Below are 25,604 nucleotides of genomic sequence, written 5' to 3'. Positions count from 1 at the left end.
CCACAGAAGAGACTGGAGACACCCACGTGACGAACGCAATCCACATCCGGCTCGACGCCGGCATCGCCGAGCTGGTGATCGACAAGCCGCCGGTCAACGCGCTCGACAGCGGCGAATGGTTCGCGCTCGCGCGCACGATCGACGAACTGGGCGCCGATCCCGAAGTACGGGTCATCGTGATCCGCGCCGAAGGCCGCGGCTTCTGCGCCGGCGTGGACATCAAGGAGCTCGACGCCCACCCGGAGCGGATCGTCGCGGTGAACGCGGGCAACTATGCGACCTTCAAGGCCGTGCATCGCTGCCCGGTACCGGTGATCGCGGCGGTCCATGGCTTCGTGCTCGGCGGCGGTATCGGCATCACGGGGGCGGCCGACATCGTCGTCGCGTCCGAGTGCGCGACCTTCGCCCTGCCCGAGGTCGACCGCGGCGCGATGGGCGGCGGCGCGCACCTGCAGCGCCTCTTCCCGGTGCAGAAGGTGCGCTACCTGTTCTTCACTGGCGAGAAGATCGGCGCGCGCGATGCCGAGCGCTACGGCTTCATCGAACGCGTCGTGCCGCGCACCGAACTGCGCGAAACGGCGCTGGGCATCGCCGCGAAGATCGCCGCGAAGAGCCCGTCCATGATCCGCATCGCCAAGGAAGCGCTGAACGGCATCGAGGACGGCAACCTCGAGGACAAGTACCGCTGGGAGCAGGGCTTCACGCTGCAGGCCTACACCAGCCCGGATTCGGCCGAGACGCGCCGGGCCTTCGTCGAAAAACGCGACGCGAAATTCTGAAGGGGGGACATCATGGATCTTGCGTTTACGCCCAGGCAGCGCGCCTTCCGCGCGGAGGTCCGCGCCTGGCTCGCCGACAACGTGCCGCGCACGCCGCTCACGAGCTACGACACGCGAGAAGGCTTCGAGCAGCACCGCGAATGGGAGCGGCGGCTGTTCGATGCCCGGCTGTCGATGGTGATGTGGCCCGAGGCCCTCGGCGGCCGCGGCTGCGACCTCATCGAGTGGCTGATCTTCGAGGAGGAGTATTACGCCTCGGTCGCGCCGCTGCGCGTGAACCAGAATGGCCAGCTGCTGCTCGGCCCGACGCTGATGGAGTTCGGCACCGAGGCGCAGAAGCAGCGCTTCCTGCCGCGCATGGCGTCGAGCGAGGACATGTGGGCGCAGGGCTGGTCGGAGCCGAACGCCGGTTCCGACATGGCGGCGATCACCAGCAAGGCGATTCGGGAGGGCGATCACTACGTCCTCAACGGCCAGAAGACCTGGTCGACGCGCGCGATCTACGCGGACTGGCTGTTCGGCCTGTTCCGCAGCGATCCGGCGTCGAGCCGTCACCATGGTCTCAGTTTCCTCACGGTTCCGCTCGATGCCCCGGGCGTGACGATCCGCCCGATCCGCGCGCTCAACGGCAAGGAAGCCTTCGCCGAGATCTTCTTCGACGACGTGCGCGTGCCGGTCGAGAACCGCATCGGCGACGAAGGAAAGGGCTGGCACGTCGCAATGGCAACCGCCGGCTTCGAGCGCGGCCTGCTGCTGCGCTCGCCGGGGCGCTTCCAGCACACCGCGCGCCGGCTCGTCGCGCTGTACCAGGCGCACCGCGAGTCGGCCGACCGCGATCCGGCGATCCGCGACGCCGTGTGCGAATCGTGGATGGGCGCCGAAGCCTATGCGCTGTCGGCGTATCACACCGTCGGGCGGCTCGCGAAGGGCGCGCGCATCGGCGACGAGGCGAGCACCAACAAGATCGTGTGGTCGGAGCTCGACCTCAAGATGCACGAGACGGCGATGCGCATCCTCGGCGCGCGCGGCGAACTCGTCGCGGAAGCACCCGATGCCGAGGACGGCGCGAGCTGGCTCGAAGGTTTCCTCTTCGCGCAGGCCGGCCCGATCTACGCCGGCACCAACGAGATCCAGCGCAACATCATCGCCGAGCGCATGCTCGGCCTGCCCAAATCCTGAGGGGGCCGTCATGGACTTCACCTTTACCGACGACCAGCTCGCCTTCCGCGAAGCCGTGAGCCGCTTCCTGATGACGGAAGCCGCGCCTGAGATGCTGCGCGAGATCTGGGATACCGACGTCGGCCGCTCGCCCGACCTGCGCCAAAAAATCGCGGAACAGGGCCTCACCGCGCTGTCGGTGCCGGACAGCTGCGGCGGTCTCGGCATGGACGACGTCGCGTGGTCGCTGATGACCCAGGAACTCGGCTACTACGCGATCCCCGACTCGCTCGCCGACACCGCCTACGTCGCCGCCGGCCTCATCGCGGCCTTGCCGGAGGATGTCGCGAAGCGTGAGGAATGGCTGCGCACGATCGCCGACGGCAGCATCCGCATCGCGGTCGGTCACCCGATCAACCCCTTCGTCGCCGACGCGCAGCCCGCGGACCTGCTGCTTCTCGCGCACAGCGACGAAGTGCATGCGGTGCCGCGCTCGCTGGTCGACGTGATCGCCAATCCCAGCGTCGATCACTCGCGCCGCCTCGGACGCGTCGTATGGGAGCCCAACTCCGCGACCCGTGTGGCGGCAGGCGAGGCCGGTCGCGCGCTGTGGGCTACGACGCTGGAGCGCGGCGTGCTGTCGGCCGCCGGCCAGCTGCTCGGCCTCGCGCAGCGCATGCTGGATCTTTCGGTGGATTACGCCGCGCAGCGCAAGCAGTTCGGCAAACCGATCGGCAGCTTCCAAGCCGTCAAGCACCACCTCGCCGACGTCGCGACCCGCATCGAATTCGCCAAGCCGGTGCTGTACCGCGCGGCGCATGCGCTCGCACAGGGCGAGGCCGGCGCCGCCGTGCGCGTGTCGCACGCCAAGCTCGCGTGCGGGGAAGCGGCGTGGCTCGCGGCGCGCCACGGCATCCAGGTGCATGGCGCGATGGGCTACACCTGGGAAGTCGATCTGCAGATGTTCATGAAACGCGCCTGGGCGCTGGATGCGTCGTGGGGCGACCGCGGCTTCCACAAGACGCGCGTCGCCGGCTTCGTGCTCGGCGATGCCGCGGCGCTCGGCCCCGGCCGCACCTTCGAGGAATAAAGGATGGCTGAAGCCTATATCGTCGACGCCCTGCGCAGCCCGACCGGCAAGCGCAAGGGCGGTCTGTCCCACGTGCATGCGATCGACCTCGGCGCGCATGTCCTGAAAGCGCTCGTCGAGCGCAACGCGATTCCCGCCGAGGAATACGACGACGTGATCTTCGGCTGCGTCGACACCATCGGCTCGCAGGCGGGCGACATCGCGCGCACGAGCTGGCTCGCCGCCGGCCTGCCGCTCAACGTGCCCGGCACCACGGTCGACCGCCAGTGCGGCTCGTCGCAGCAGGCGCTGCATTTCGCCGCGCAGGCAGTGATGAGCGGCACGCAGGACGTCGTCGCCGTCGGCGGCGTGCAGACGATGACGCAGATCCCGATCTCGTCCGCGATGCTCGCCGGCCAGCCGCTCGGCTTTCCCGACCCCTTCTCCGGCAGCCGTGGCTGGAAGGCGCGCTTCGGCGACCAGCCGGTGAACCAGTTCTACGCCGCGCAGCGCATCGCCGACCACTGGCATATCAGCCGCGCGCAGATGGAGGAATTCGCACTCGAAAGCCACCGCCGCGCCCGCGCCGCTATCGCCGAGGGCCGCTTCGCGCGCGAGATCGTGCCGCTGGAGGGCGTCGAGCACGACGAGACGCCGCGCGACACGACGGTCGCGAAGATGGCCGAGCTCGAGCCGGTCGCACCGGAGTTCCCGGGGATCACCGCCGCCGTGTCGAGCCAGACCTGCGACGCCTCGTCAGCCCTGCTGGTGGTGTCGGAAGCGGCGTTGAAGCGCTACGGCCTGACTCCGCGCGCGCGCATCCACCACCTCAGCGTGCTCGGGGACGACCCGATCTGGCACCTCACCGCGCCGATCCCGGCGACGCGCGCCGCGCTGAAGAAGGTCGGCATGACGATCGGCGACATCGACCGCGTCGAGATCAACGAGGCCTTCGCCTCGGTCGTGATGGCCTGGGCGAAGGAAACCGGTTACGACCCGGCGCGCACCAACGTCAACGGCGGCGCCATCGCACTGGGCCATCCGCTCGGCGCCACCGGTGCACGGCTGATGACGACGCTGCTCCACGAGCTGGAGCGCACGGGCGGGCGCTTCGGTCTGCAGACGATGTGCGAAGGCGGCGGGCAGGCGAATGTGACGATCATCGAGGTATTGAAATGACAAAGGGTATCTGCGACGGACGCACCGTCATCATCACCGGGGCCGGCGGCGGCCTCGGGCGCGCCTATGCGCTGGCTTTCGCGGCCGAAGGCGGGAATGTCGTCGTCAACGACATCCGCAACGACGCCGCGGTGGCCGTCGCGAGCGAGATCCGCGAAGCCGGTGGCAAGGCGATCGCCGACTCCAACGACATCACGCGCCTCGAATCCGCGCAGCGCATCGTCGATGCGGCGCTCGACGCCTTCGGCGACGTGCATGTCGTCGTCAATAACGCCGGCATCCTGCGCGATCGCATGTTCGTGAGCCTCGGCGAGGACGACTGGGACGAGGTGATGCGCGTGCATCTGAAAGGCCATTTCTGCCTCGCCAACATCCTCGGCCGCCGTTGGCGCGACCAGGCCAAGGCCGGCCAGAAGGTCGACGCCCGCATCATCAACACCAGCTCTGGCGCCGGATTGCAGGGCTCGATCGGCCAGTCGAACTACTCGGCGGCGAAAGGCGGCATCGCCTCGCTTACGCTGGTGCAGGCGGCGGAACTCGCGCGCTACGGCGTTACCGCGAATGCGCTGGCGCCGTCGGCGCGCACCTCGATGACCGAGAGCGCGATGGCCGCTGTCGTGAAGAAACCCGAGGACGGCAGCTTCGACCTGTGGGCAGCGGAGAACGTGGCGCCGCTCGTCGTGTGGCTCGGCAGCCCGCTGTCGCGCCACGTCACCGGCCAGGTGTTCGAGGCGCAGGGCGGACGCATCTCGCTGTGCGACGGCTGGCGCACCGGCGTGACGCGCGACAAGGGCGCGCGCTGGGAACCCGCCGAAGTCGGCGCCGCGGTGGATGCGATCCTCGCCGAGGCGGCTCCGGCGCAGAAAGTCTGGGGAAGCTGAGCAGCAACGCGGCATCGGCTGCCACGCGGCCCCGTGTCATCGTGATCGGCCTGATCCGGCACCTGCCGAATCGGGCCGATCGTGCTTGCCGTTGAGCGCCGGCGCGACGATGCGCTCGCGCCTCGCTACGCCGCTCGTTGAGGCGCCGCCTCCCTTTCGGAGGCGGCCGCCGGAAGTCGTCTCAAAGGCCGCCCGTCATTGCGCTACCACGGGCTGCGCCCCGTACGCTCGCTTGAGCTCCACCTTCAGCAGCTTCCCGGCCGGATTGCGCGGCAGGGCTTCGCTGCGTACATGCACCACCACCGGCACCTTGTAGGCCGCCAGACGCGCCGCGACGTGTTCGCGCAGCGCCTCGGAGGACACCACGCCGGAATCCTCCACGACGACCGCGGCGACGACGGCCTCTCCTGAATTGTCGTCCGGCACCGCGAAAACGGCCGCCTCGATCACCGCGGGATGCTCCAGCAGGCAGGATTCGACTTCGGCCGCGGCGATCTTCTCGCCGCTGCGGTTGATCACGTCCTTGATGCGATCGACGACGAACAGGAAGCCCTCGTCATCCAGATAACCGATGTCGCCGGTATGGAACCAGCCGTCGACGAGCGCGTCGCGCGTCGCATCGGGGTTGCGCCAGTAGCCCTGCATCACGGTGACGCCGCGCAGCCAGATCTCGCCCGATTCTCCCGCGGGCAGTGGTTTGCCGTCCGGGTCGGCGATGCACACGTCGATGATCGGTGAGGTGATGCCCGAGCTGCGCGGCTTGTATTTGAACAGTTCACCGGAGCCCGCGGCGCCCACGCCATTGGTCTCCGTCAGGCCGAAGCCGATGCCGGACAAGCCGTCTGGCCGCGCGGCGAATACGCTGCGGATCAGCGGCTGGGGCAGGCCGGCGCCGCCGAAGCCGAGGCCCCCCAGGCTGCCGGTAATCGCCGGGTCGTCGAAGCCGGGGGCCGCGAGGAGTTGCGCGACCATCGACGGCGCGCCGTTGAACTGCGTGATCTTCTCGTCGCGAATCAGGTCCAGCGCCTGCGCCGCATCCCAGCGGTGCATGAACACCAGGCGGCGGCCGTTGCGCAGGGCCGACAGGAGCTGCGCGTGCAGGCCGCTGACGTGGAACAGCGGCACCGCGGTGAGCGTCGTCGGTGCGAGGCCGCTTTGCATGATCGCGGCGACGGCCTGCGGTGAGGTCATCGCCGAAATCGCGCCGATGAAGTCGATGTTGAACAGCGCCTGGCACACCGCGCGCTGCGAGGACAGCACACCCTTCGCCTGGCTCGTCGCGCCCGACGTGAACAGGATAAGGGCCGGATCGTCCGCCCCGAGAGCGGGGCGCGCGAGTTCCTGGACGGGCCGGGAGGCCATCGCCTGATAGGACAGCACCCCTTCCGGTGTGCCCCCGCCGGCAAGGACGATGCGGCAGCCGGGCACGCCGGTGTCGCCCTCGAGGCGCTCCAGGCGCTCGGGATCGCAGAACAGCAGTGCCGGTTCGACGTCCGCCAGGGCGGCGCGCAGCTCGCCGCGCAGGCCGAAGCTGTTCAGCGGCGCGGGAACGGCGCCGAGGAGCGCCGCCGCGGCAAAGGCCACCGCCCACTCCGGACGGTTGCGCATCGCGATCGCCACACGGTCGCCGCGCTGCAGGCCCTGCTCGCGGAGCGCGGCGGCCACTGCGTCGACTTCGGCGAAGAAGCGCGCGAAGGTCCAGCGCTCGCCCTGATAGACGACGAAGAGCTTGTCGCCATGCACGCGGCCGGCGTCGATCAGCGCCGGCAGATTCGGAAATGCATTGCGGTAGAGCTTCACCGCGCGCCCGTCGATCTGGGTTTCGGTGAGCTCGAACGGCGCGCCCGGCGCCAGCAGTTGTGCGCGGGCAGCGGCCAGCGCATCGATGATGTTCGTCATTCGTCCCTCCGTGGCGATGCGGCATCCGCCCCGTCGCCTTCCTTGTTCGTGCAGATCAGTGAGTCTTCAGTTCGCCGCGCTGAAGCGGTAGGCGCCGTCGTCGTCGAGCACGCGTCGCAGTTCGCCTTCGTAGCGCAACCACGACAGGTGCGCAATGGTCTCGCCGATCGCGAGCATGTCGTCGGCGCCGCCGAGGATGCGCGGGAACAGGCTGCCCATGGCCTCGAACGCCGTGCAGCTGCCTGCGTGAGCCACGATCTCGTGCAGAACGTCGAACTGGTGGCGATGGTGTTCGCGAAACTCGCGTACGCGCGCGTTGAGGCCGCGGAAGACCAGCTGGTGGGAAGGCAGCACGAGCGTCTCCGGCGCCAGGCGATCGAGGCGCTCCAGCGATTCGAGCCACAGCTTCAGCGGATTCGCCTCCGGTTCGACGCCGGACACCAGCACGTTCGACGTGATGCGCGGCAGGAGCTGGTCGCCGGCGATCAGGATGCGGTCGGTCGCGCAGTACAGGCAGGCGTGTTCCGGCGAATGCCCCTCGCCGATGATCACGCGCCACGTGCGCCCGCCAATGCCGAGCTCGTCGCCTTCCCGCAGCCGCCGGAAGGCGTGCGGGTGAGGCGGCATGAAGGGGTCGCGCCGCAGGGCGCCGAACATCCGGTCGATGCGCGCGTCCGGCATCCCTGCGCGGCGGTAGAACTGGCGCAGCGGCACGGGCAGCGGGTCGGGCACCTGTTCGCTCAGGCCCCGCATCGTGAAGAACTCACCGTGGGTCATGAAGAGCGGGATGTCGAAACGCTCCGTGAACCAGGCCGCGAGTCCGGCGTGGTCGTAATGGAAGTGCGTGCAGATCAGACCCTTCACCGGCAGGCCCTTCAGGTGGCGGGCGATGATCGTCTCCCACAGGGCCTTGGACTTCCCGGTGTTCAGGCCCGTGTCGACGACCAGCCAGCCGTCGCCATCCTCCAGCAGGTAGACGTTGATGTGGTCGAGCTGCATCGGCATCGGGATGCGCGCCCAGAGGATTCCGGGCGCCAGCTCGACGACTTCGCCATCGGGCGCCGGGGCGGCAAACGGATATTCGAGCGCCCCTGCCTCCTTTTCCTTTCCGGCCGACGCCGGTTCCGAAACAAGCCCGTGGTCTGGCATGAATGCTCCTGTGTGCTGCGGTCGGAGAAATCCGATCGTTGCTGCAATCTAGACCGGGCTGGTGCCGCGGAAAAACGTCCAAAAGGACGATGTCCCCTCGGGTGCCCGAGCGAGCGCCGGACCATCGTCCAAACAGATGATGCAGGCCGGGGCGGCGAACTCGAAAATCTGGGTGAAATTCCCCATATCCCATCCAGAGGAGAGCTCGATGGCCACCACCAAAGATTACCGCATCGGCGAATTCACCTATCCGCGCGGCTGGTTCATGATCGCCGACGCCGAGGAACTCAACACCCACAAGCCGCTCGCGGTGCGCTTCTTCGGCAAGGACTTCGCGCTGTACCGCGGCCGCGCGACCGGCAAGATCGTGCTGCTCGACGCCTACTGCCCGCACATGAAGACCCACCTCGCGGCGCAGAACACCACGTCCTACGTCGTGATCGACGGCGGCGGCAGCAACGTCGAGGGCGACAGCATCCGCTGCCCCTACCACGCCTGGCGTTTCGGCGCGGACGGCAAGTGTGACGACATCCCCTACCACCAGGGGCCGATTCCGGCCACGGCCTGCGTGAAGTCCTGGACGGTCGTCGAGAGCCTCGGTGCGATCTGGGTGTGGCACGACCCGGAGGGCGGCGAGCCCGAGTGGGAGCACCCGAGCCTGCCGCAATGGGACGACCCTTCCTGGGTGCGCTGGAAGTTCGACCACCTCGGCGTGCTGAACCAGCACCCGCAGGAAGTCATCGACAACATCTGCGACTACGGCCACCTCAGCCCCATCCACGGCTCGACCGTCGAGCGCTACGAGAACGAGTTCCGCGGCCATACCGCCACGCAGCGCCAGTGCGGCCCGCACCGCACCCTGGTCGGTGCCGACGGCGTGAGCCCCATCCTCCACACCGACACCACCTACCACGGTCCCAGCGTGCTGATTTCGTATCTGACCGGCCTCTACGACTCCGTGCTGATGATCACCCACACCCCAGTCGATGACGGCTCGATCAAGGTCTGGCACTCGCTGCTCGTGAAGTCGCCGGGCGGCAACGCCGTCGCCACCGTCCCCGACACGATCGCCGCGCGCCAGTTCCAGGAAGCGAGCCGCCTCGCGTTCATGCAGGACTTCGAGGTGTGGATGAACAAGGCCCCCTGCCTCAACGGCCTCTTCATCCCCAGCGACGGCCCCTTCATGAAAGCGCGCATCTGGTACAAGCAGTTCTACAACCCGCGCGCGAAGAAGCAGGAATTCCTCGATCAGTGCGAAGGGCTCTACGTGCCGCGCGGCGCGACGCCGTATACGGAGCCGGCCGCGGCGGCCTGAGCGGATGCGTGGTGCGCGTCAGGCGAGTCCTTTCGCGCGCTGATTGGACAGAAACACGTTGTCGCGTTCGATCCGCGCGCCGTCGCGCACGGCCGCCACCCAGTGGGCGGTGCTTGTGACCGCGGCGAAGTTCGAATGGAAGACGGTGCTGAAGACGCGGTGAATTTCCTCGGCGCTCGCCTGCCCGGCCGCGTTTGCGTAGGGCAGCGAGCCGGTCGCGTCGGCCATGAACTCGACCGTCAATCCGCGATGGGACGCTTCATAGATCGTGGCCGCATCGCAGTTGTGGGTCATGTAGCCGACCACCGTGAGCGTGTCGATGCCCTGATCGGAAAGCCATTGGCCCAGGTCAGTGCCCGCAAAGGCGCTGGCCTGGGTCTTGTTGATGCAATGGTCGGCGGGGCGTTCCGCGACGACGGGATGCAGTTGCCAGGTGTCCGAGCCCCGGGCAAACACGGGTGCGCCTTCGGGCGTGTCGTGTTGCACGACGATGACCGGAATTCCGGCCGCTCGCGCCGTGTCCATGGCGAGCGCGATGTTGGGCAACGACAATTCGACGGGCGGGAATTCGATTCGCAATTTGCCCGTGAAGTATTCGTTCTGCACGTCGATAACGAGCAGTGCGCGACGGGGGGAAGCTGGCATGAGGGTCTCCGGTTGATCGACGGGGGGCGTGAAGGCCTATCCGTGACTGCATTGTCGTGCAGGGGCCCGCATTGCAATAGTGGCCCGAAAACATTGATGAGATAAAATCGGGCCATTTTCAAGCGTCGCGTGGGGAGAATGCTCGTGTCGCCGATCCGTGTCGCCGTCGTCGTCTTTGAGGACATCAGTCTCTTCCACGTATCGGTTCCCGGCCTCGTGCTCGGCGGCGATCGGTCGCAGTGCGGGTTGCCGCCGCACGAGGTGCGATACTGCGCTTCCGAATCCGGCCGCGTGCGTTGTGCGGGAGGGATCGAGATCGACGTGCCGGACGGTCTGGCGGCGATGGGCGATGCCGATCTCGTCATCGTTCCATCCTGGAACGAGCCCGAAACCCCGGCGCCGCCGGGACTCACTGATGCCTTGCGCGATGCTCATGCGCGCGGCGCCCAGGTGGTCGGATTGTGCCTGGGCGCGTTCGTGCTGGGCGATGCGGGTTTGCTCGATGGCCGACGTGCGACGACCCATTGGGGATGGCGCGAGCTTTTCGCACGACGCTTTCCTCGCGCCGATTTCCGCGCCGATGTGCTGTATGAGGACGACGGGGGGATCGTCACCTCGGCGGGCACGGTGGCGGCGATAGACTGTTGTTTGAATCTCGTGCGCCAGCGCCATGGCGCGGACGTAGCCAACCGCATTGCTCGTCTCTTGGTGACGCCGCCGCACCGCCAAGGCGGACAAGCGCAATTCGTCGAGCAGCCGGTGCCCGCCTTGCCGAGCGAGCATCGGCTGCCGGGAGTGTTGGAGTGGGCGCGGGGCCGGCTGGGTGAGCCACTTTCGCTAGACCGCATGGCCGAAGCCGCTTGTATGAGTCGGCGAACCTTCACTCGGCGTTTTCGCGAGGCCACCGGCACGACGGTGGCGAGGTGGCTCGTGACCGAGCGTCTGGCGCGTGCGCAGCAATTGCTCGAGACCACGGCCTTGCCGGTCGAGCACATCGCGACCGATGTGGGGTTCGGCTCGGCCTTGTCCTTGCGCCAGCATTTTGCGGCGCATATCGGTACCAGCCCCTCAGCGTATCGGCGGGCGTTCTGCGAGGCGCGAGGGACCGCGTCGGCGTCGCCGCCGCGCTGATCAGCGAACTCCGGTGACGGTGCGCATCAGGGGCTCAGGCCGCCAGCGCCGCCACTTCCTGCGCGGCCTCTTCGCGCGTGTAGAACTGCCCGTTCAGGACGAAGCCCGAGACGATGCTGTCTTTTACCCGCCCGACGCGACCGGTCGGGTCGCGGTGCAGAATGACGTCTTCGGGCAGTCCGTCCAGCAAGTGGAAGGGGGCTGGGCGGCCGTCGGCGAAGCGCGAGTCGTAGACGGCGCCGGAGGCGACATCCTTGAAAGCGGGGCGGAAGCCCAGCGGCCGGTTTTCCTCGCTGCGGCCGCCGGTGTTGCGGAAGCGCCGGTTCTCGCCCTGCAGCGCGGTGGGGCTGAGTGCGGCGGTCATGATTGCCGCGCCCAGGTCCACCACCATTGGCCGGACGCTGCGAGCGGCATCCACGGCAGCGGCGGCATGGGTTCGGCGGTGCTGGGCGGAACCGCCGGGGTGCCGTCGGCGACACGCAGGTTCGCGGCTGCGGTGCCGCAGTGCCGGCAGCGCAGGCCCCCCGAGGTGGTGACAGTCCAGGCGCTTTCGCCGCAAGCACCGCATGACCAGACTTCGGGGTCCGCATCCGCGCTTCGGGGCGCGCGCCTGCGGTATTCGTCGATCCGAATGAGCTTGCCCATCATCGCCTCCGATCCGGTCGCGCCGGAATTGACCTGACGTTACCGATTCTGTCCGTGCGGCCAGGGCGGCGCATCGTCCCTTTCGAATAGTCCGAGCGGACGAGCGGGCGCGTGCCGAGGGGAATTTTCGGACTTGCGGGGGGCGTAAAAGGCGCGCCGGCGTCGCCCGGGGGAGCGATGCCGGCGGAGGATGCGGGTTTGGACTAGGAGGCGTTTTTCGGTGCGGCGGGCGCTTTCGGCGCCCAGTCCTGCAGGCCGCTGTCGCTCGCGAGCAGCCATTTCCCGTCGGCGAACGCGATGAGATCCGTGAGGGCTTCGCGGCCGCCCTTGCGCACGACGCTGAAACTCGCGCCGCCGTCGGCGCTCGCGAGCACGATGCCGCCCTGGCCGACCAGGAGCAGCCTGCCGTCCCGGTCGAACGCGTGGCTGTAGGTGGAGATGGGTGCCTGCATGCGCGAGGGGGCCCAGGTGGCGCCGTCATCGGTGCTGTGGAACGCGTTGCCGCGCATGCCGTAGGCAACCCAGCGCGCGTCGCCGAGATTCACGGCGCCATAGAGCGAGCCGTTGTAGAACTGGGGCACCTTGGTCCACGCCTGTCCGCCGTCGGTCGAACGCTGCATCGTGCCCGCCTCGCCGACGATCAGCCAGGTCTTCTTGTCGCGGGACGCGGCGATGTAGTTGCGGTGCCAGTCCTCCTGTTCGCCGATGGCATGCTCCTCCCAGGTGTTGGCGTCGTCGGTCGAGCGCAGGGAGCGGCCGAAGGCGCCGACCGCGATCCATTCGCCCGAGGGCAGGCGGGCGGCGGACATCAGCGGCTCGCCGTTCTTCTCGGCGAAGGCAACCTCGACCCAGTTGAGGCCGCCGTCGGCAGTGCGCAGTATCCAGCCCTCGTGCCCGAGGGCGATGCCGGTCTTGTCGTCGGCGAACACGAGGCGCGTGATCAGGGCCTGGCGGTTGGCGGAGAGGTTTGCGCGGCGCCAGTTCGCGCCTTCGTCGGTGGAGACGAGGATGGTCCCGAGTTCGCCCGCGGTAACCAGTCCGGCTGCTGTACGCACGATGGTCGTGAGTTGCATCCGGTCCACCGGGATGCGGGTGGCGGCAAGCGGGGGCACGCTGCGCGGCGAAAACGCGTAGACCCCGGCAAGCGCCACGGCCAATGCAATCGCCAAGCCGACGAGGGTTCGCATGGACTGTCTCCTTGATGAACGGTCTGCCGCCTGAGGCCTCGGCAGTGTGCGCCAATTATTGACGGCGCGGGGGGTTGGGCATCGTCCAAACGGGTTAATGCGGCCGCCCAACGCGCTCTTGCCCGGGACATATTCCCTGCGCGTCGCAGCGTTAGTCCGTTCAGACGATGAGTCGCTGCGGTGCGTATGAAAACCTTGCGACAACGGGGCAAATGCCCCATTGCGATGTTTGCATGACGGCGGGCACGCGTTCGAGGAGACAGATAGATGGGCATTCTGAGCGAAGACCAGGTGGCGGGTGTGCTCGCCGAAGACTACATGACCCCCGACGCGGTCGAGCTGCTGCAGCGGGCGCGCGAGTTGGCGCCGCGGCTGGCGGCACGAGCGAGCGATGCCGAGCGGGAAGGGATGGTGCCCGCGGAGTCGGTGCGCGAGATCGCCGCCGCGGGCCTCTTCCGCGTGCTCCAGCCGCGCCGCTGGGGCGGCTACGAGCTCGATCCGCGCGTGTTCTATCGGATCCAGATGGCGCTCGCCGAAGGCTGCATGTCGACGGCGTGGATCTACGGCGTCATCGGCGTGCATAACTGGCAGCTGCCGCTGTTCCCCGAGCAGGCGCAGCAGGACGTGTGGGCGAAGGATTCCGGCACGCTGATCGCGTCGACCTACATGCCAGTGGGCAAGGCGGAGAAGGTCGAGGGCGGGTACCGCTTGTCCGGCCGCTGGAGCTTCTCGAGCGGCGTCGATCACTGCGAATGGATCTTCCTCGGCGGCCTGCTGCCGAAACGCGACGGCGCCGAGGGCTTCGAGCACACGACCTTCCTGTTGCCGAAGTCGGATTACCGTATCGAGCGCAACTGGGACGTGTTGGGCCTGCGCGCGACCGGCAGCCATGACATCGTCGTCGACAATGCCTTCGTGCCCGCGCATCGCACCCAGCGCACCAACGATCACTCCGATGCCGGCTGCCCCGGGCGCGAACTGAACTCCGGCTGGCTGTACCGTATCCCCTTCACGCAGGTGTTCCAGCGCGCGGTGTCGTCCTCGTGCATCGGCGCGCTCGACGGGGCGATCGCGAGCTTCCGGGAGCGGGCGGCGGCGCACGTGGGCAAGCACGGCGCGAAGACGGCCGAGGATCCGAACGCGCAGACGGCGGTGGCGGAAGCGATGATGACGACCGACCAGCTCAAGCTCGTGCTGTTCCGCAACTACGCGCGCATCGTGCAGTGCGCGCGCAATGGCGAGCGGATGCCGGTCGAGGAGCGCCTGATGCAGCGCGCCCAGGCCTCGCAGGTGCCCAAGGTGTGCGCGCGCATGGCCGATGAGCTGCTGCGCGCTTGCGCCGCCTCCGGCACGTTCCGCACGAATCCGGTGGAACGCGTCTTCCGCGACATCCATCAGGCGCGGGCGCACATCGCGAACAACACGGACGCGTATGCGCGCGCGCATGGCGCCGTGATGCTCGGGCTGCCCAACGCGGATCCCTTCGTGTAATCGCCACGGGCCGACAGATGGACAACACAGGGGAGAGGACGATGGGACGGCTAAATGGAAAGGTCGTGCTCGTGACGGGCGGTGCGAGCGGAGTGGGACGGGAAGACGTGCTGCTGATGGCGCGCGAGGGGGCGCGTGTGGTGCTGACCGACCGCAACGTCGAGGCCGGCGAGGCGCTGGCGCAGGAAGTCGGCGAGCAGGCGGTGTTTGTGCGCCATGACGTGTCGAGCGAAGAGGACTGGAAGTCGGTGATGGCTGCCGCCGAGGCGCGCTTCGGCCAGCTCGACGCCGTGGTCAATAATGCCGGCATCCTCGAATCGGCGTCGCTGGAGGAAGCCACCCTCGAGCACTGGCAGCGCATCCAGCGCGTAAACGCCGATTCGGTGTTCCTCGGCTGCAAGTACGGCGTGCTGGCGCTGAAGGCGCGCGGCGGCGCCATCGTCAACATGGCTTCCGTTTCATCGTGGCTGCCCGTGGACGGTTACGCGGCCTATAGCGCGTCGAAGGCCGCGGTGGGTGCCGTGACGCGTGCCGCGGCGCTCCACTGCCGCAAGCGCGGCTATGCGGTGCGCGTCAATTCGGTCCATCCGGACGGAATCTACACGCCGATGATGCAGGCGAGCGCGCCCGGCGTCGATCCCAAGTACATGCTGTTCGATCCCGCGAAGAATCGGGGCGGGCGCGCGTGCATGCCGGAGGAAATCGCCAGCGTGGTTCTGTTCCTCGTCTCGGACGAATCGCGCTTCGTGAGCGGCGCCGAGATCCGCGTCGACAACGCGATCCTGGGCATGGGGCTATGAGCACGGCCCCGACGCGCTGGCATGCGCTGAGGATCGCTTCGGTCGTTGCGGAGACGCACGACTCGAAGTCCTTCGAATTCGAGGTGCCGGCGGATCTTGCCGAGACCTTCAGGTACCGTCCCGGCCAGTTCCTGACGCTGCGCGTGCCCGTGCTGGGCCGCCATCTGCCGCGCTGCTATTCGATGTCGAGCGCCCCCACGCTGGACGCCCGGCCGCGCGTTACGGTCAAGCGCGTCGCGCACGGTCGCGCGTCGAACTGGCTGTGCGACCACCTGAAGGCGGGCGACACGCTCGACGTCATGGCGCCGGCCGGGGTGTTCACGCCGCGCGCGCTGCAGGCGGATTTCATCCTCTTCGCGGCCGGCAGCGGCATCACGCCCGCGTATTCCATTCTCCGCTCCGCGCTCGCCCACGGGCAGGGACGCGTCGGGCTGATCTATGCGAACCGCGACGAGCGGTCCGTCATCTTCCGCGACGGCCTCAGGGAACTCGCGGCGGCTCATCCCTCGCGCCTGCAGGTGATCCACTGGCTGGACTCGGTGCAAGGTGTGCCGTCCGTCGCGCAGCTCGCCGAGCTCGCACGACCCTGGCATGACGCGCAGGCCTTCATCTGCGGCCCCTCGGCCTTCATGGACGCGAGCGTCGCGGCGCTGGAAATCATCGGCATGGCGGGCGAGGCCGTGCACGTGGAACGTTTCGTGTCGCTGCCCGACGAGGAGGATGCCGTTGCGGTGAGCGCCGCTGCGGCGGCGACGGCCCCCGCGGCGGTCGTCGAGCAGGCCGAGCTCGAAGTCTCGCTCGACGGCGAGCGCCACGCGATCGCCTGCGGCGGCAGCGAGACCTTGCTCGACGCGATGCTGCGCGCCGGCATCAACGCGCCGCATTCGTGCCAGGCCGGCATGTGTGCGTCGTGCATGTGCCAGGTCGAGGAAGGTAGCGTGCATCTGCGCCACAACGAGGTGCTCGACCAGAAGGACCTCGACCGCGCCTGGACCCTTTCCTGCCAGGCCATCCCGACCTCGCAACGCCTGCGCGTGCGCTTTCCCGGCTGATCCGGCCGCCAGGGCGCGGGCTCCGGCCTCTGTTCCGATTAGTCCTGTTGGGGGATGTCTCCCTTCTCCGCGGCCGCGATGATTGGTTCAGGAGCCGGCCATACGCCGATTCGGCGGCCGGCACATCCAAATCACGTTCCGAGTGGGAGAAGCAAGTGAAGATTCTGGTCCCCGTGAAGCGGGTGGTCGATTACAACGTCAAGGTGCGGGTGAAGTCCGACCGCAGCGGAGTCGAGCTCGCCGGCGTCAAGATGGCCATCAACCCCTTCGATGAGATTTCGGTCGAAGAGGCCGTGCGCCTGAAGGAGGCCGGCATCGCGACGGAGGTCGTCGCCGTGAGCTGCGGCAGCGCCGCGAGCCAGGAGACGCTGCGCACCGCGCTCGCCATGGGCGCGGACCGCGCGATCCTGGTCGAGACCGACGCCGAGCTGCAGCCGCTGGCCGTGGGCAAGCTGCTGAAGGCCGTCGCCGATCGCGAGCAGCCGCAGCTGGTGATCTGCGGCAAGCAGGCGATCGACGACGATGCCAACCAGACCGGGCAGATCCTGGCTGCGCTGATGGGCTGGGCGCAGGCGACCTTCGCGTCGAAGCTCTGCGTCGAGGGTGAGACCCTGCGCGTCACGCGCGAGGTCGACGGGGGGCTCGAGACGCTCGAACTGAAGCTGCCGGCGGTCGTGACGTCGGACCTGCGCCTCAACGAGCCGCGCTACGCGACCCTTCCCAACATCATGAAGGCGAAGAAGAAGCCGCTGGACGTGATCCCGGCGGCCGACCTCGGCGTCGATATCGCGCCGCGCCTGCGCCATTCGCAATATTCCGAACCGCCGGTCCGCAAGGCGGGCATCAAGGTCGCCGACGTGGCCGACCTGATCGCCCGGCTCAGGAACGACGCCAAGGTCATCTGAGGAGTCCCGAGAATATGAAGGTTCTGGTCATTGCGGAACACGACAACGGCAAGCTCGCCGGTGCGACGCTCAACGCGGTCACGGCCGCGCAGGCATTCGGAGCGCCCGTGCATGTGCTGGTCGCCGGTCACGATACGGCCGCCGTCGCAGGGGAAGCCGCCGGGCTGGCGGGCGTTGCCGAAATCATCGCGGTGGATGCCGCACACTATCGCGACCAGTCGGCGGAGAACCTCGCCGTGCTGGTCGCCGACGTCGTCCGTGGCGAAGGTTTCACGGGCGTGGTTGCAGGCGGGACGAGCTTCGGCAAGAATCTTGCCCCGCGGACGGCCGCATTGCTCGACGTGGCGCCGGTCTCCGACGTGGTGTCGATCGCCGGCGCTGGACGCTATGTGCGTCCGGTCTATGCTGGAAACGTCATGGTGACGGTCGAGTCCGACGAGGCCATCCAGGTGATTACGGTGCGCACTACGGCGTTCGCCGCAGCTCCCTCCGGCGGGGCAGCAGGCGTGCGCGAACGGGCGCCGGCGGCCGACCTCGGCGTTTCGCGCCTGCTCGGACGCGAACTGAGCAAGTCGGAACGCCCTGAGCTCGCGGCAGCGCGCGTGGTGGTGTCGGGAGGACGCGGCCTCGGCAGCGGTGAGAAATACCGCGAAGTGCTCGAACCGCTGGCCGATCGGCTCGGCGCGGCGCTCGGTGCGTCGCGTGCGGCGGTGGATGCGGGCTACGTGCCCAACGACTACCAGGTCGGACAGACGGGCAAGATCGTCGCGCCCGACCTGTACGTCGCGGTCGGCATCTCGGGCGCGATCCAGCACCTGGCCGGCATGAAGGATTCGAAGGTCATCGTCGCGATCAACAAGGATCCGGACGCGCCGATCTTCCAGGTGGCCGACTTCGGACTGGTGGGTGACCTGTTCGAGGCGGTCCCGCAGCTGGCGGACGGGCTCGCGGCGGGCTGACGAGAAGTGAGATGATCGCGGTTCGGGGGCGACGCTTCCGGGCTGCGCGGGTCGGGGCCGAAATGGCTCCGGCAGTTGCGGCAACGATGTGAGATGACCGGGACGTGGAGGGAACCCCAAAGGAGGGAACCCCCGATAGACGAATTCCCGGTGAAGGAGAGATCGTGGAAGCAACCATGGGGACTTCGTCCCTGATGCAGTCGAATTTCGATCTGGAGCAGTACGACCGGATCGTCAGCACCTTGTACGATGCGGCCCTCGACACGAAGTCGTGGGCGGACGCGCTCGAATATCTGCGGCAGATCTTCACGGCGAACTACGTGACGCTGATCCTGCGCACGCCCGAGCTCGCCGACAAGGGCCTGATGATCGCCGTCGGCGACGTCGAGGGCGGCGGCCGCGTCACCTACATGAACTACCCCCAGACGACGACGCCCTTCGTCAATCAGCCGGCCGACAAGGTGTTTACGGTCGAGGACCTGATGAGCGAGAGCGAGTGGCGGCGCTCGTCCTATTACCAGCATTGGTGCGCGGCGCACGGCGTCTTTCACGTCATGGGCGTCGATATCGCGACCCCCGGCGCCGGGAAACTCCGTTTCCGCATCACGCGTCCCGAGGATGCGCCGAAGTTCTCGGCCGAGGACCGCGCACGCTGTGAAGCGCTGCTGCCCCACCTGCGGCGCGCCCTGCAGATCCACAACCAGCTCGACCGCAGCGAATCGATGGGCGCGATGTATGCGCAGGCGATCGGCCGGCTGTCGATCGCGACGATCGTGCTGGACGAGAGCGGCAAGGTGCTCGATCAGAACCTGATTGCGAAGGAGATCCTCGCGTCCGCCGACGGCCTCAAGATCGTCGGCGGCCGGCTGGAGGCGTCCTACCCGAGCGACAACCGCGAGCTGCAGCGCCTGGTGCGCAACGCGTTTGCGCGCTATGGCACTGAAGATGTCGCGGTGGCCGAGGCAATGTCCATCGCGCGGCCTTCGGGACTGGTGAGCCTGGGAGTGGTAGTCGAGGTCGTGCCATCGAGCGAATGGGCCGAAGGCAAGGGCCAGCCCGCGGCCGTGGTCTATATCCGCGATGCGGCCGGCAAGTCGCTGGCGAGCAGCACGGTCGCGAAGCAGCTCTTCAACCTCACGCCCGCCGAAACCGCGCTCGCGCTCGAACTCACGAACGGCCTGTCGCTGGAGGAGGCCGCCGAGGCCCTCGGCATCCGCCGCAACACCGCGCGCGCACACCTGCGCTCGATCTTCTCCAAGACCGGCGTGCGGCGGCAGACCGAGCTCGTGCGCATCATGCTCAACAGCGTCGCGGCGCTCAGCAAGAACCGCTGAAGCCTGCGCTGCGCAGGCAGCATCGTCACCGGGGGCCCCTCGCGACGCCGAGCGGGCCCCCGCGTCATTTTCCGGCCGGGACTGCTCGCCGTCGGTAAATGCGCCGGACATGATCTGAATGGACGATGCGGCGCCGCGTCAAACAGCCGAATATCCACTCAACACAGTCGATCGTCGAGGATTCCATGCAGAAAGTCGCATTCGTGACGGGAGCCAGCCGCGGCATCGGGCGCGAGACGGCCATTGCCTTCGCGCGCGCCGGTTTCGATGTCGCCATCAGTGCGCGCACGATGGAGGAGGGCGAGACCCATGAGCACGCCCTGCACAAGGCGGACGGGAGCCCCTTGCCCGGGAGCCTCGCGGAAACCGCCGCCGCCATTCGCAGTCTCGGCCGCAAGGCGCTCGCGATCCGCATGGATCTGCTCGACGACGCGTCGGTGCAGGCCGCCGGCGAAGCGGTGCTGCGCGAATTCGGCCGCATCGACGTGCTGGTCAACAACGCCGTCTACCAGGGCAGCGACCTCAACCTGCCCTTCCTCGATCTGGAGCCCGCGACGCTGCAGCGCGTGTTCCAGGGCTACATAATGGCGCCCTTCCTGCTCACGCGCTGCGTGCTGCCGGCGATGCTCGCGCAGGGCGAGGGCGTCGTGATCAACATCACCTCGAGCGCCGGCGAAAGCGATCCGCCCGTCCCCGCGGGGCGGGGCGGCTGGGGCTACGCCTACGGCGCAGGCAAGGCTGCGGTGTCGCGGCTGTCGGGCATCCTGTCGGTCGAACTGGGTGAAAAGGGTATCCGCGCCTTCACGGTCAATCCCGGCGTCGTGACCACAGACGCGCTGAAGGTCACGATCGGCGAGAAAGGCGTGATCGCGCTGCGAAACGGATCGGCACCGCCGGAAGTCCCGGCTGCCGTCCTGCTATGGCTCGCGACCGCTGACGATGCGGCGCAATTCCAGAAACGCACGATCAACGCCCAGCCCTTCGCGCTCGAACACGGCATCGTCCCCGACTGGCGCCACGCGGGCCCAGCCGCGTCCTGAGCGGAACCACGTAAGCCATGAGCAACGAACGCGAATCGATGGAATTCGACGTCCTGATCGTCGGCGGAGGCCCCGCGGGGCTGGCCGCGGCGATCCGGCTCAAGCAGTTGGCCAACGAGAAGGGCACGGAACTGGCGGTGTGCCTGATCGAGAAGGCCGCCGAGATCGGCGCGCACATCCTCTCGGGCGCGGTGATGGATCCGCGCGCGCTGAACGAATTGATCCCCGACTGGAAGGAACAGGGCGCGCCGGTGACCACCGCGGTCACCGAAGATCGCGTGATCTTCCTCAACGAGACGGGCGGGCGCAAGGTCCCCAACGGCCTGCTGCCGGACTGTTTCCTGAACCACGGCAACTACATCGTGCGCCTGGGCAACGTCGCGAAGTGGCTCGGCGAACAGGCCGAAGCGCTGGGCGTCGAGGTCTATCCCGGTTTTGCCGGCGCCGAGATCCTCTTCGACGAGAACGGTGCGGTGAAGGGCGTTGCGACCGGCGACATGGGCGTCACGCGCAAAGGCGAGCAGGGCCCCGCTTACCAGCCGGGCATGGAGTTGCATGCGAAATACACCTTGTTTGCCGAAGGCTGTCGTGGACACCTGGGCAAGCAGCTCGAAGGAAAATTCAACCTGCGCGACGGCGTCGATCCGCAAACCTACGGCATCGGCCTGAAAGAGCTGTGGGAAGTACCGGCCGAGCGCCACGAGAAGGGGCTCGTCGTGCACACCACCGGCTGGCCGCTGCCCTCCGACACCTACGGCGGCGGCTTCGTCTATCACCTCGAGGACAACCTCGTCGCGATCGGCTACGTCGTGGGCCTCAACTACACCAACCCGCACCTGTCGCCGTTCGAGGAGTTCCAGCGCTACAAGACCCACCCCGAGATCCGCAAATATCTCGAAGGCGGCAAGCGTCTCGCGTATGGCGCGCGCGCGATTGCCGCGGGCGGCCTGCAGAGCCAGCCCAAACTCGTGTTCCCGGGCGGCGCGCTCATCGGTGACGACGCGGGCTTCCTCAATGCCGCACGCATCAAGGGCAGCCACGCCGCGATCAAGAGCGGCATGCTCGCCGCCGAAGCCGCGTTCGAGGCGGTGGGCGCCGAGCGCCAGCGCGATGAACTCGTCGCCTTCCCGGAAGCCTTCAAGTCGAGCTGGCTGCACGAGGAACTGCACAAGACGCGCAACTTCAAGCCCTACATGAAGAAGGGCCTGTGGATGGGGTCGCTGCTCTTCGGCATCGACCAGAAGCTCCTAGGCGGCAAGGCCCCGTGGACGCTGCACAACAGCTCGGATCACGACAAGCTCAAGCTCGCCTCCGAATGCCCAAAGATCGACTACCCGAAGCCCGATGGCGTGCTGACCTTCGATCGCCTGTCGTCGGTGTTCCTGTCGAACACCAACCACGAGGAAGACCAGCCCTGCCACCTGCAGCTGAAGGATGCGTCGGTGCCGATCGCGGTGAACCTCGCGAAGTACGACGCCCCCGAGCAGCGCTACTGCCCGGCCGGCGTGTACGAGATCGTGCGCGAGGAAGCCGGTCCGCGTCTGCAGATCAACGCGCAGAACTGCGTGCACTGCAAGACCTGCGACATCAAGGACCCGACGCAAAACATCAGCTGGGTGGTGCCGCAGGGCGGCGAGGGGCCGATCTACCAAGGGATGTAGCCGACAGTTTTCCGGTGGTGTCGCACCGAACGCTTTTGGGGTTTTCGACGCTCTCCTCCTCTCCCTATTGCGTGACACCATCGTTTTTTACACCGCTCGGGCGCCGGTGGGCCACTCGGCTCCACCGGCGCCCGAGCAAGCAGGCGCCAAAGGCATCGCTCAGCGGGGAGCGGCCAGCACCTGCTCGGCAAAGTGCTCGTCGATCTGCGCGCCCTTCGCGAGCAGCTGGCGGTACTTCACGAAATCAACCGTGTCCTTGCCCGTGATCTTGCGCGACTCGAAGGCGTTGAAGCCCAGCCAGGCCTCGTTGTTCATGTTCGCGGCGAGCCAGTGGCGCTGCGCGGCCTTCTGCTGGTCCCAGAAGAACTTCTTCTTGCCCCGGATCGCGTCGATGGAGTTCATCAGGCAGTTGGGGAAGAGGTTCGTGAAGCGCCAGATCAGCGCATTCACTTCCTTGTCGAGCAGCTCGAAATCCACTTCGCATTGCGCGATCAGCGCATCGGCCTCCGTCGCCGCCGCCCCCTGAACCATCTCGCCGTACACGATTTGCCCCAACTCGGACCAGGTATCGGTCCGCACCTTCGGATTGGGGATCCACTCGCCGTTCTTCTTCAGCACCGGCAGGACCTTCGAGATCATGCCCTTGTACTTCATCTTGTACGCGCTCCACAGCTCGCACGACACGCAGTTGTAGATCGCGTCTTCCATTGACAGGAACCACGGCAGGAAATCCGTCGAGCCGCCCACCGGCGCGCTCCCGTGCTTCGGGCCCGCCTGACCATACACCGCCATGTCGGACGAGATCGTGATGTCGGTCGCCATCCCGATTTCCTGGCCACCCGCCACGCGCATGCCGTTCACGCGGCAGATCACCGGCTTCTTGCAGTTGAGGATGCCGTCGACCATGCCGATGAAGAGGTCGATGTAGTCGCCGTATTCCTGGGGCCGACGGGAGTAGTAGGACGCGTATTCGGCCGTGTTTCCCCCGCTGCACCATGCCTTTTCGCCGACTGCCGTGAACACCGCTGCAACGACGCTGCGGTCGGACGAGGCCTTCTGGAAGGCCTCGATGACCCCCTTCACCATCTCGGTCGTGTAGGAGTTGTATTGCGCCGGGTTGTTGAGGGTGATCCAGGCTGAATAGAGGTCGTCTACGGGCTTTCCGGCAGGGTCGAGGACCGGGCGCTTCTCGTAGATGACCGATGGCGCGGACGCCCCGAGGTGTTCGTTCTCCATCAGGGCGTGATTCTTCAGCTCGTTGTCACGTTTCAGAAAATCCAGGCTCACGTCGGTCTCCGTGTATGGGTGTGCCGGAAGGATGTCCGGCAACACATTGCAGTGATGTCGATCCAACAATCTGTTTTCGATCTTTGATTGCGCCTCGACCGTACAGGCACGATGCCGCGCGCGAATCACCGATTCCGGTGATGCGGACATGCGGGGGATGGGATAGCCGGGAGGGGGCGGAAAGGGCCGCAGCGCCGCTGCCGGCACGCCTTTCCATAGTTCGTTTTAGTGATGTCGCGCCAAGGGCGAGGTGCGAGCATCTCCGTGCCGCAGGGTGATTCCAATAACAGGCAACAGGCCGACTCGGCCCCCGACGGGGACAACCGAAACGAGCTCACATCGTGAGGGAGACAGGATGCTTGCATCACAGCTTGAGAGGTACGGAAATGGGGTCGGAAAGCGCAGGCGCCCGCTTGCATGGACGCTTTCGCCCTTGTGGATGGCGTTTGCGAGTGCCGGGCTGCACGCGGCGCCGACGGTGCAACTGGGCCCGGACACGACGCTCGATTACTCGCTGACGCTGTCCTACACCGCGTCGACGCGTACCGAAAAGGCAGCACGCGAATACCTGAACGACCTCAACAGCGACGACGGCACGCGCAATTTCAAGCGCGGCTCGCTGTTCACGAATCGCGCCAATGCGCTGGCCGAAGTCCGGCTCAAGCACGACAACGTCGGTGCGATGCTGCGCGCGAGCAGCTTCTACGACTGGGCCTATCGGTCCTCCAACGACAACGACTCGCCGCTCACCGTCAACAAGACCGGCGACCATGACGAATTCACGAGCCGCACGCGCCAGCTCAGCGGCAAGAACTCGCGCATCCTCGACGCCTTCGCCTATGGCAACTGGATGCTGGGCGACGAGCAGTTCCTGTCGCTGAAGGCGGGTCGCCATGTGCTGGCTTGGGGCGAAAGCCTGTTCTGGCCGAACATCAGCCAGGGTCAGTCGCCGGTGGACGCAACGAAGTTCAACGTGCCCGGCACGGAGGCGAAGGAAGGCTATCTGCCCGTCGGCCAGGTGTCGGCGTCCCTCACGCTGAATCCGTGGCTGACACTGGCCGGCTACTACCAGTACAAGTGGGAAGAGACCCAGCTCAATCCGGTGGGCGATTACTTCGGCAGCGACTATTTCGGGCCGGGCGCACAGTTCTTCCGCCTGGCGCCGGGCGTCATCGACACGCTGCCCGACCACACGTTCCGCGTCGCCAATTTCGCCGGCGAGATCAAACCGCGCGACACCGGCCAGTGGGGCCTCGGGTCGCGCTTCCGGCTGGGCGAGACGACCGAAATCGGCCTCTACCACTATCGCTACCATGACCGCATCGGCGCGATGTTCTTCGACTTCACCGGCACGACGCAGTACTCCTCGTTCGGGCGCTTCGGTCGCAAGGCCTCGCCGGCGAGCGCGCCATACTACAAGCTCGCCTACTTCGATGACATCAAGCTCACCGGTGTGAGCCTCAGCACCAAGATCGGCGATGCCGTGCAGATCGGCGCGGAGGTCAGCTACCGCGACGGCGCCCCGGTCTATCTTTCGAACGGCGCGCCCGCGCGCGGCCAACTCACGCAGGGCAACCTCAATTTCCTCTACATCCTCGGCCCGTCGAAGCTCGCGCACCAGACGACGCTGATGGGCGAAGTGGTGCATCAGCGCATCGAAGGCGTCGACAAGCTCACGATCACCGGCGGCCTGCCGGGCCAGAACGGCACCTTCAAGGACTTCACCTACGACACGCAGACGAAGGCCTCGACGCTGCTGGGCCTGGGCGCGATCTTCGACTATCCGAACGTGCTCGACGGTTGGGACCTGTCGACGAAGGCCATCTGGACGCAGAACGTCGATGGCAGCTCGCTCTCCGGCATGGGCAAGGACGACCGTCGGCTCACGCTCGGCGCCGACTTCAAGCGCCTCGGCAACTTCACGGTCGGCCTGACCTACGTCGCCTTCCTCGGTTCGCCCGATCTGGCCAATGGCCGGACGATGACCGACCGCGACTACGTGTCGCTCAGCGCCAAATACACCTTCTGATTGCGTTCA

The 25,604-nt window shown here is 67.3% G+C and carries 23 protein-coding genes; 16 read left to right on the top strand and 7 right to left on the bottom strand.

From position 1 onward, the window contains the following. Positions 1-26 precede the first annotated feature (26 nt). From GO615_RS16340 to GO615_RS16320, 5 genes are read left to right on the top strand one after another with little or no spacing between them, the layout of a single operon-like run. Positions 27-779, top strand: a complete 753-nt coding sequence (locus GO615_RS16340) for an enoyl-CoA hydratase family protein (protein WP_169129909.1) — start codon at positions 27-29, stop codon at positions 777-779. A gap of 12 nt (positions 780-791) precedes the next feature. After that, positions 792-1,958, top strand: coding sequence for an acyl-CoA dehydrogenase family protein (locus GO615_RS16335; RefSeq protein WP_169129907.1), 1,167 nt, complete (start codon positions 792-794; stop codon positions 1,956-1,958). A gap of 10 nt (positions 1,959-1,968) precedes the next feature. Beyond that, on the top strand, positions 1,969-3,027 hold the full coding sequence (locus tag GO615_RS16330) for an acyl-CoA dehydrogenase family protein (protein WP_169129905.1): 1,059 nt from the start codon (positions 1,969-1,971) through the stop codon (positions 3,025-3,027). 3 nt (positions 3,028-3,030) lie between these two features. Then, a complete protein-coding gene (locus tag GO615_RS16325) occupies positions 3,031-4,185 on the top strand; it encodes an acetyl-CoA C-acetyltransferase (RefSeq protein WP_169129903.1) in 1,155 nt (384 codons plus the stop codon). After that, entirely contained in the window at positions 4,182-5,066 is an 885-nt protein-coding gene (locus tag GO615_RS16320; RefSeq protein ID WP_169129901.1) for an SDR family oxidoreductase, read from the top strand. The genes GO615_RS16325 and GO615_RS16320 overlap by 4 nt, the downstream gene beginning before the upstream one ends. 195 nt (positions 5,067-5,261) lie before the next feature. On the opposite strand, the gene GO615_RS16315 is transcribed toward GO615_RS16320, so the two are convergent. Then, positions 5,262-6,965 carry a class I adenylate-forming enzyme family protein gene (locus tag GO615_RS16315; protein ID WP_169129899.1) on the bottom strand — a complete coding sequence of 568 codons (1,704 nt, stop codon included), beginning with the start codon at positions 6,963-6,965 and terminating at the stop codon, positions 5,262-5,264. Positions 6,966-7,031: 66 nt separating this feature from the next. Next, positions 7,032-8,114, bottom strand: coding sequence for an MBL fold metallo-hydrolase (locus GO615_RS16310; protein WP_169129897.1), 1,083 nt, complete (start codon positions 8,112-8,114; stop codon positions 7,032-7,034). 208 nt (positions 8,115-8,322) lie between these two features. Here GO615_RS16310 and GO615_RS16305 point away from each other — a divergent pair, with 208 nt between their 5' ends. Further along, positions 8,323-9,429 (top strand): aromatic ring-hydroxylating dioxygenase subunit alpha, encoded by a 1,107-nt coding sequence (locus GO615_RS16305; RefSeq protein WP_169129895.1) that lies wholly within the window; start codon positions 8,323-8,325, stop codon positions 9,427-9,429. An 18-nt stretch (positions 9,430-9,447) separates the two neighbouring features. Here GO615_RS16305 and GO615_RS16300 read toward each other — a convergent pair whose 3' ends face one another. Continuing rightward, entirely contained in the window at positions 9,448-10,074 is a 627-nt protein-coding gene (locus GO615_RS16300; RefSeq protein WP_169129893.1) for a cysteine hydrolase family protein, read from the bottom strand. A 138-nt stretch (positions 10,075-10,212) separates the two neighbouring features. Between GO615_RS16300 and GO615_RS16295 the strand changes: the two genes are divergently transcribed. Beyond that, positions 10,213-11,205, top strand: a complete 993-nt coding sequence (locus tag GO615_RS16295) for a GlxA family transcriptional regulator (protein ID WP_211167174.1) — start codon at positions 10,213-10,215, stop codon at positions 11,203-11,205. A gap of 34 nt (positions 11,206-11,239) precedes the next feature. Here the strand turns inward: GO615_RS16295 and GO615_RS16290 are convergent, their stop codons facing one another. From GO615_RS16290 to GO615_RS16280, 3 genes are all read right to left on the bottom strand, one after another. Then, on the bottom strand, positions 11,240-11,569 hold the full coding sequence (locus GO615_RS16290) for a hypothetical protein (protein WP_169129891.1): 330 nt from the start codon (positions 11,567-11,569) through the stop codon (positions 11,240-11,242). Continuing rightward, positions 11,566-11,853, bottom strand: a complete 288-nt coding sequence (locus GO615_RS16285) for a hypothetical protein (protein WP_169129890.1) — start codon at positions 11,851-11,853, stop codon at positions 11,566-11,568. The genes GO615_RS16290 and GO615_RS16285 overlap by 4 nt, the downstream gene beginning before the upstream one ends. A 200-nt stretch (positions 11,854-12,053) precedes the next feature. Then, a complete protein-coding gene (locus GO615_RS16280; RefSeq protein ID WP_169129889.1) occupies positions 12,054-13,037 on the bottom strand; it encodes a WD40/YVTN/BNR-like repeat-containing protein in 984 nt (327 codons plus the stop codon). A gap of 267 nt (positions 13,038-13,304) precedes the next feature. Here GO615_RS16280 and GO615_RS16275 point away from each other — a divergent pair, with 267 nt between their 5' ends. The 8 genes from GO615_RS16275 (at position 13,305) to GO615_RS16240 (ending at position 22,279) form a co-directional block, all read left to right on the top strand. Beyond that, positions 13,305-14,528, top strand: coding sequence for an acyl-CoA dehydrogenase family protein (locus GO615_RS16275; RefSeq protein ID WP_169129888.1), 1,224 nt, complete (start codon positions 13,305-13,307; stop codon positions 14,526-14,528). Between the two features lie 41 nt (positions 14,529-14,569). Further along, positions 14,570-15,328: an SDR family oxidoreductase gene (locus GO615_RS16270; protein ID WP_169129887.1), complete on the top strand. Its 759-nt coding sequence runs from the start codon at positions 14,570-14,572 to the stop codon at positions 15,326-15,328. Next, complete coding sequence (locus GO615_RS16265; RefSeq protein WP_169129886.1) at positions 15,325-16,380, top strand: ferredoxin--NADP reductase; 1,056 nt, start codon at positions 15,325-15,327, stop codon at positions 16,378-16,380. Before GO615_RS16270 ends, GO615_RS16265 begins: the two co-directional genes overlap by 4 nt. A gap of 155 nt (positions 16,381-16,535) precedes the next feature. Then, the gene (locus GO615_RS16260) at positions 16,536-17,285 is read left to right on the top strand and encodes an electron transfer flavoprotein subunit beta/FixA family protein (RefSeq protein WP_169129885.1); all 750 of its coding nucleotides are present in this window, start codon (positions 16,536-16,538) and stop codon (positions 17,283-17,285) included. Between the two features lie 14 nt (positions 17,286-17,299). Then, positions 17,300-18,244, top strand: a complete 945-nt coding sequence (locus GO615_RS16255; protein ID WP_169129883.1) for an electron transfer flavoprotein subunit alpha/FixB family protein — start codon at positions 17,300-17,302, stop codon at positions 18,242-18,244. A gap of 164 nt (positions 18,245-18,408) precedes the next feature. Continuing rightward, a complete protein-coding gene (locus GO615_RS16250; protein ID WP_339380060.1) occupies positions 18,409-19,578 on the top strand; it encodes a helix-turn-helix transcriptional regulator in 1,170 nt (389 codons plus the stop codon). Positions 19,579-19,763: 185 nt separating this feature from the next. Then, on the top strand, positions 19,764-20,618 hold the full coding sequence (locus tag GO615_RS16245; RefSeq protein WP_169129881.1) for an SDR family NAD(P)-dependent oxidoreductase: 855 nt from the start codon (positions 19,764-19,766) through the stop codon (positions 20,616-20,618). Positions 20,619-20,635: 17 nt separating this feature from the next. Then, positions 20,636-22,279, top strand: coding sequence for an electron transfer flavoprotein-ubiquinone oxidoreductase (locus tag GO615_RS16240; protein WP_211167173.1), 1,644 nt, complete (start codon positions 20,636-20,638; stop codon positions 22,277-22,279). A 159-nt stretch (positions 22,280-22,438) separates the two neighbouring features. Here GO615_RS16240 and oah read toward each other — a convergent pair whose 3' ends face one another. After that, positions 22,439-23,566, bottom strand: a complete 1,128-nt coding sequence (gene oah / locus GO615_RS16235) for a 6-oxocyclohex-1-ene-1-carbonyl-CoA hydratase (RefSeq protein WP_169129879.1) — start codon at positions 23,564-23,566, stop codon at positions 22,439-22,441. Positions 23,567-24,005: 439 nt separating this feature from the next. Here oah and GO615_RS16230 point away from each other — a divergent pair, with 439 nt between their 5' ends. After that, positions 24,006-25,595 carry a DUF1302 domain-containing protein gene (locus GO615_RS16230; RefSeq protein WP_211167172.1) on the top strand — a complete coding sequence of 530 codons (1,590 nt, stop codon included), beginning with the start codon at positions 24,006-24,008 and terminating at the stop codon, positions 25,593-25,595. Positions 25,596-25,604: the final 9 nt, after the last annotated feature.

It is taken from the genome of Aromatoleum evansii (assembly GCF_012910805.1).
GTDB lineage: Bacteria > Pseudomonadota > Gammaproteobacteria > Burkholderiales > Rhodocyclaceae > Aromatoleum > Aromatoleum evansii.
Note: the sequence above shows the minus strand (reverse complement) of the source record. Positions and strands in the feature narration are given on the sequence as shown.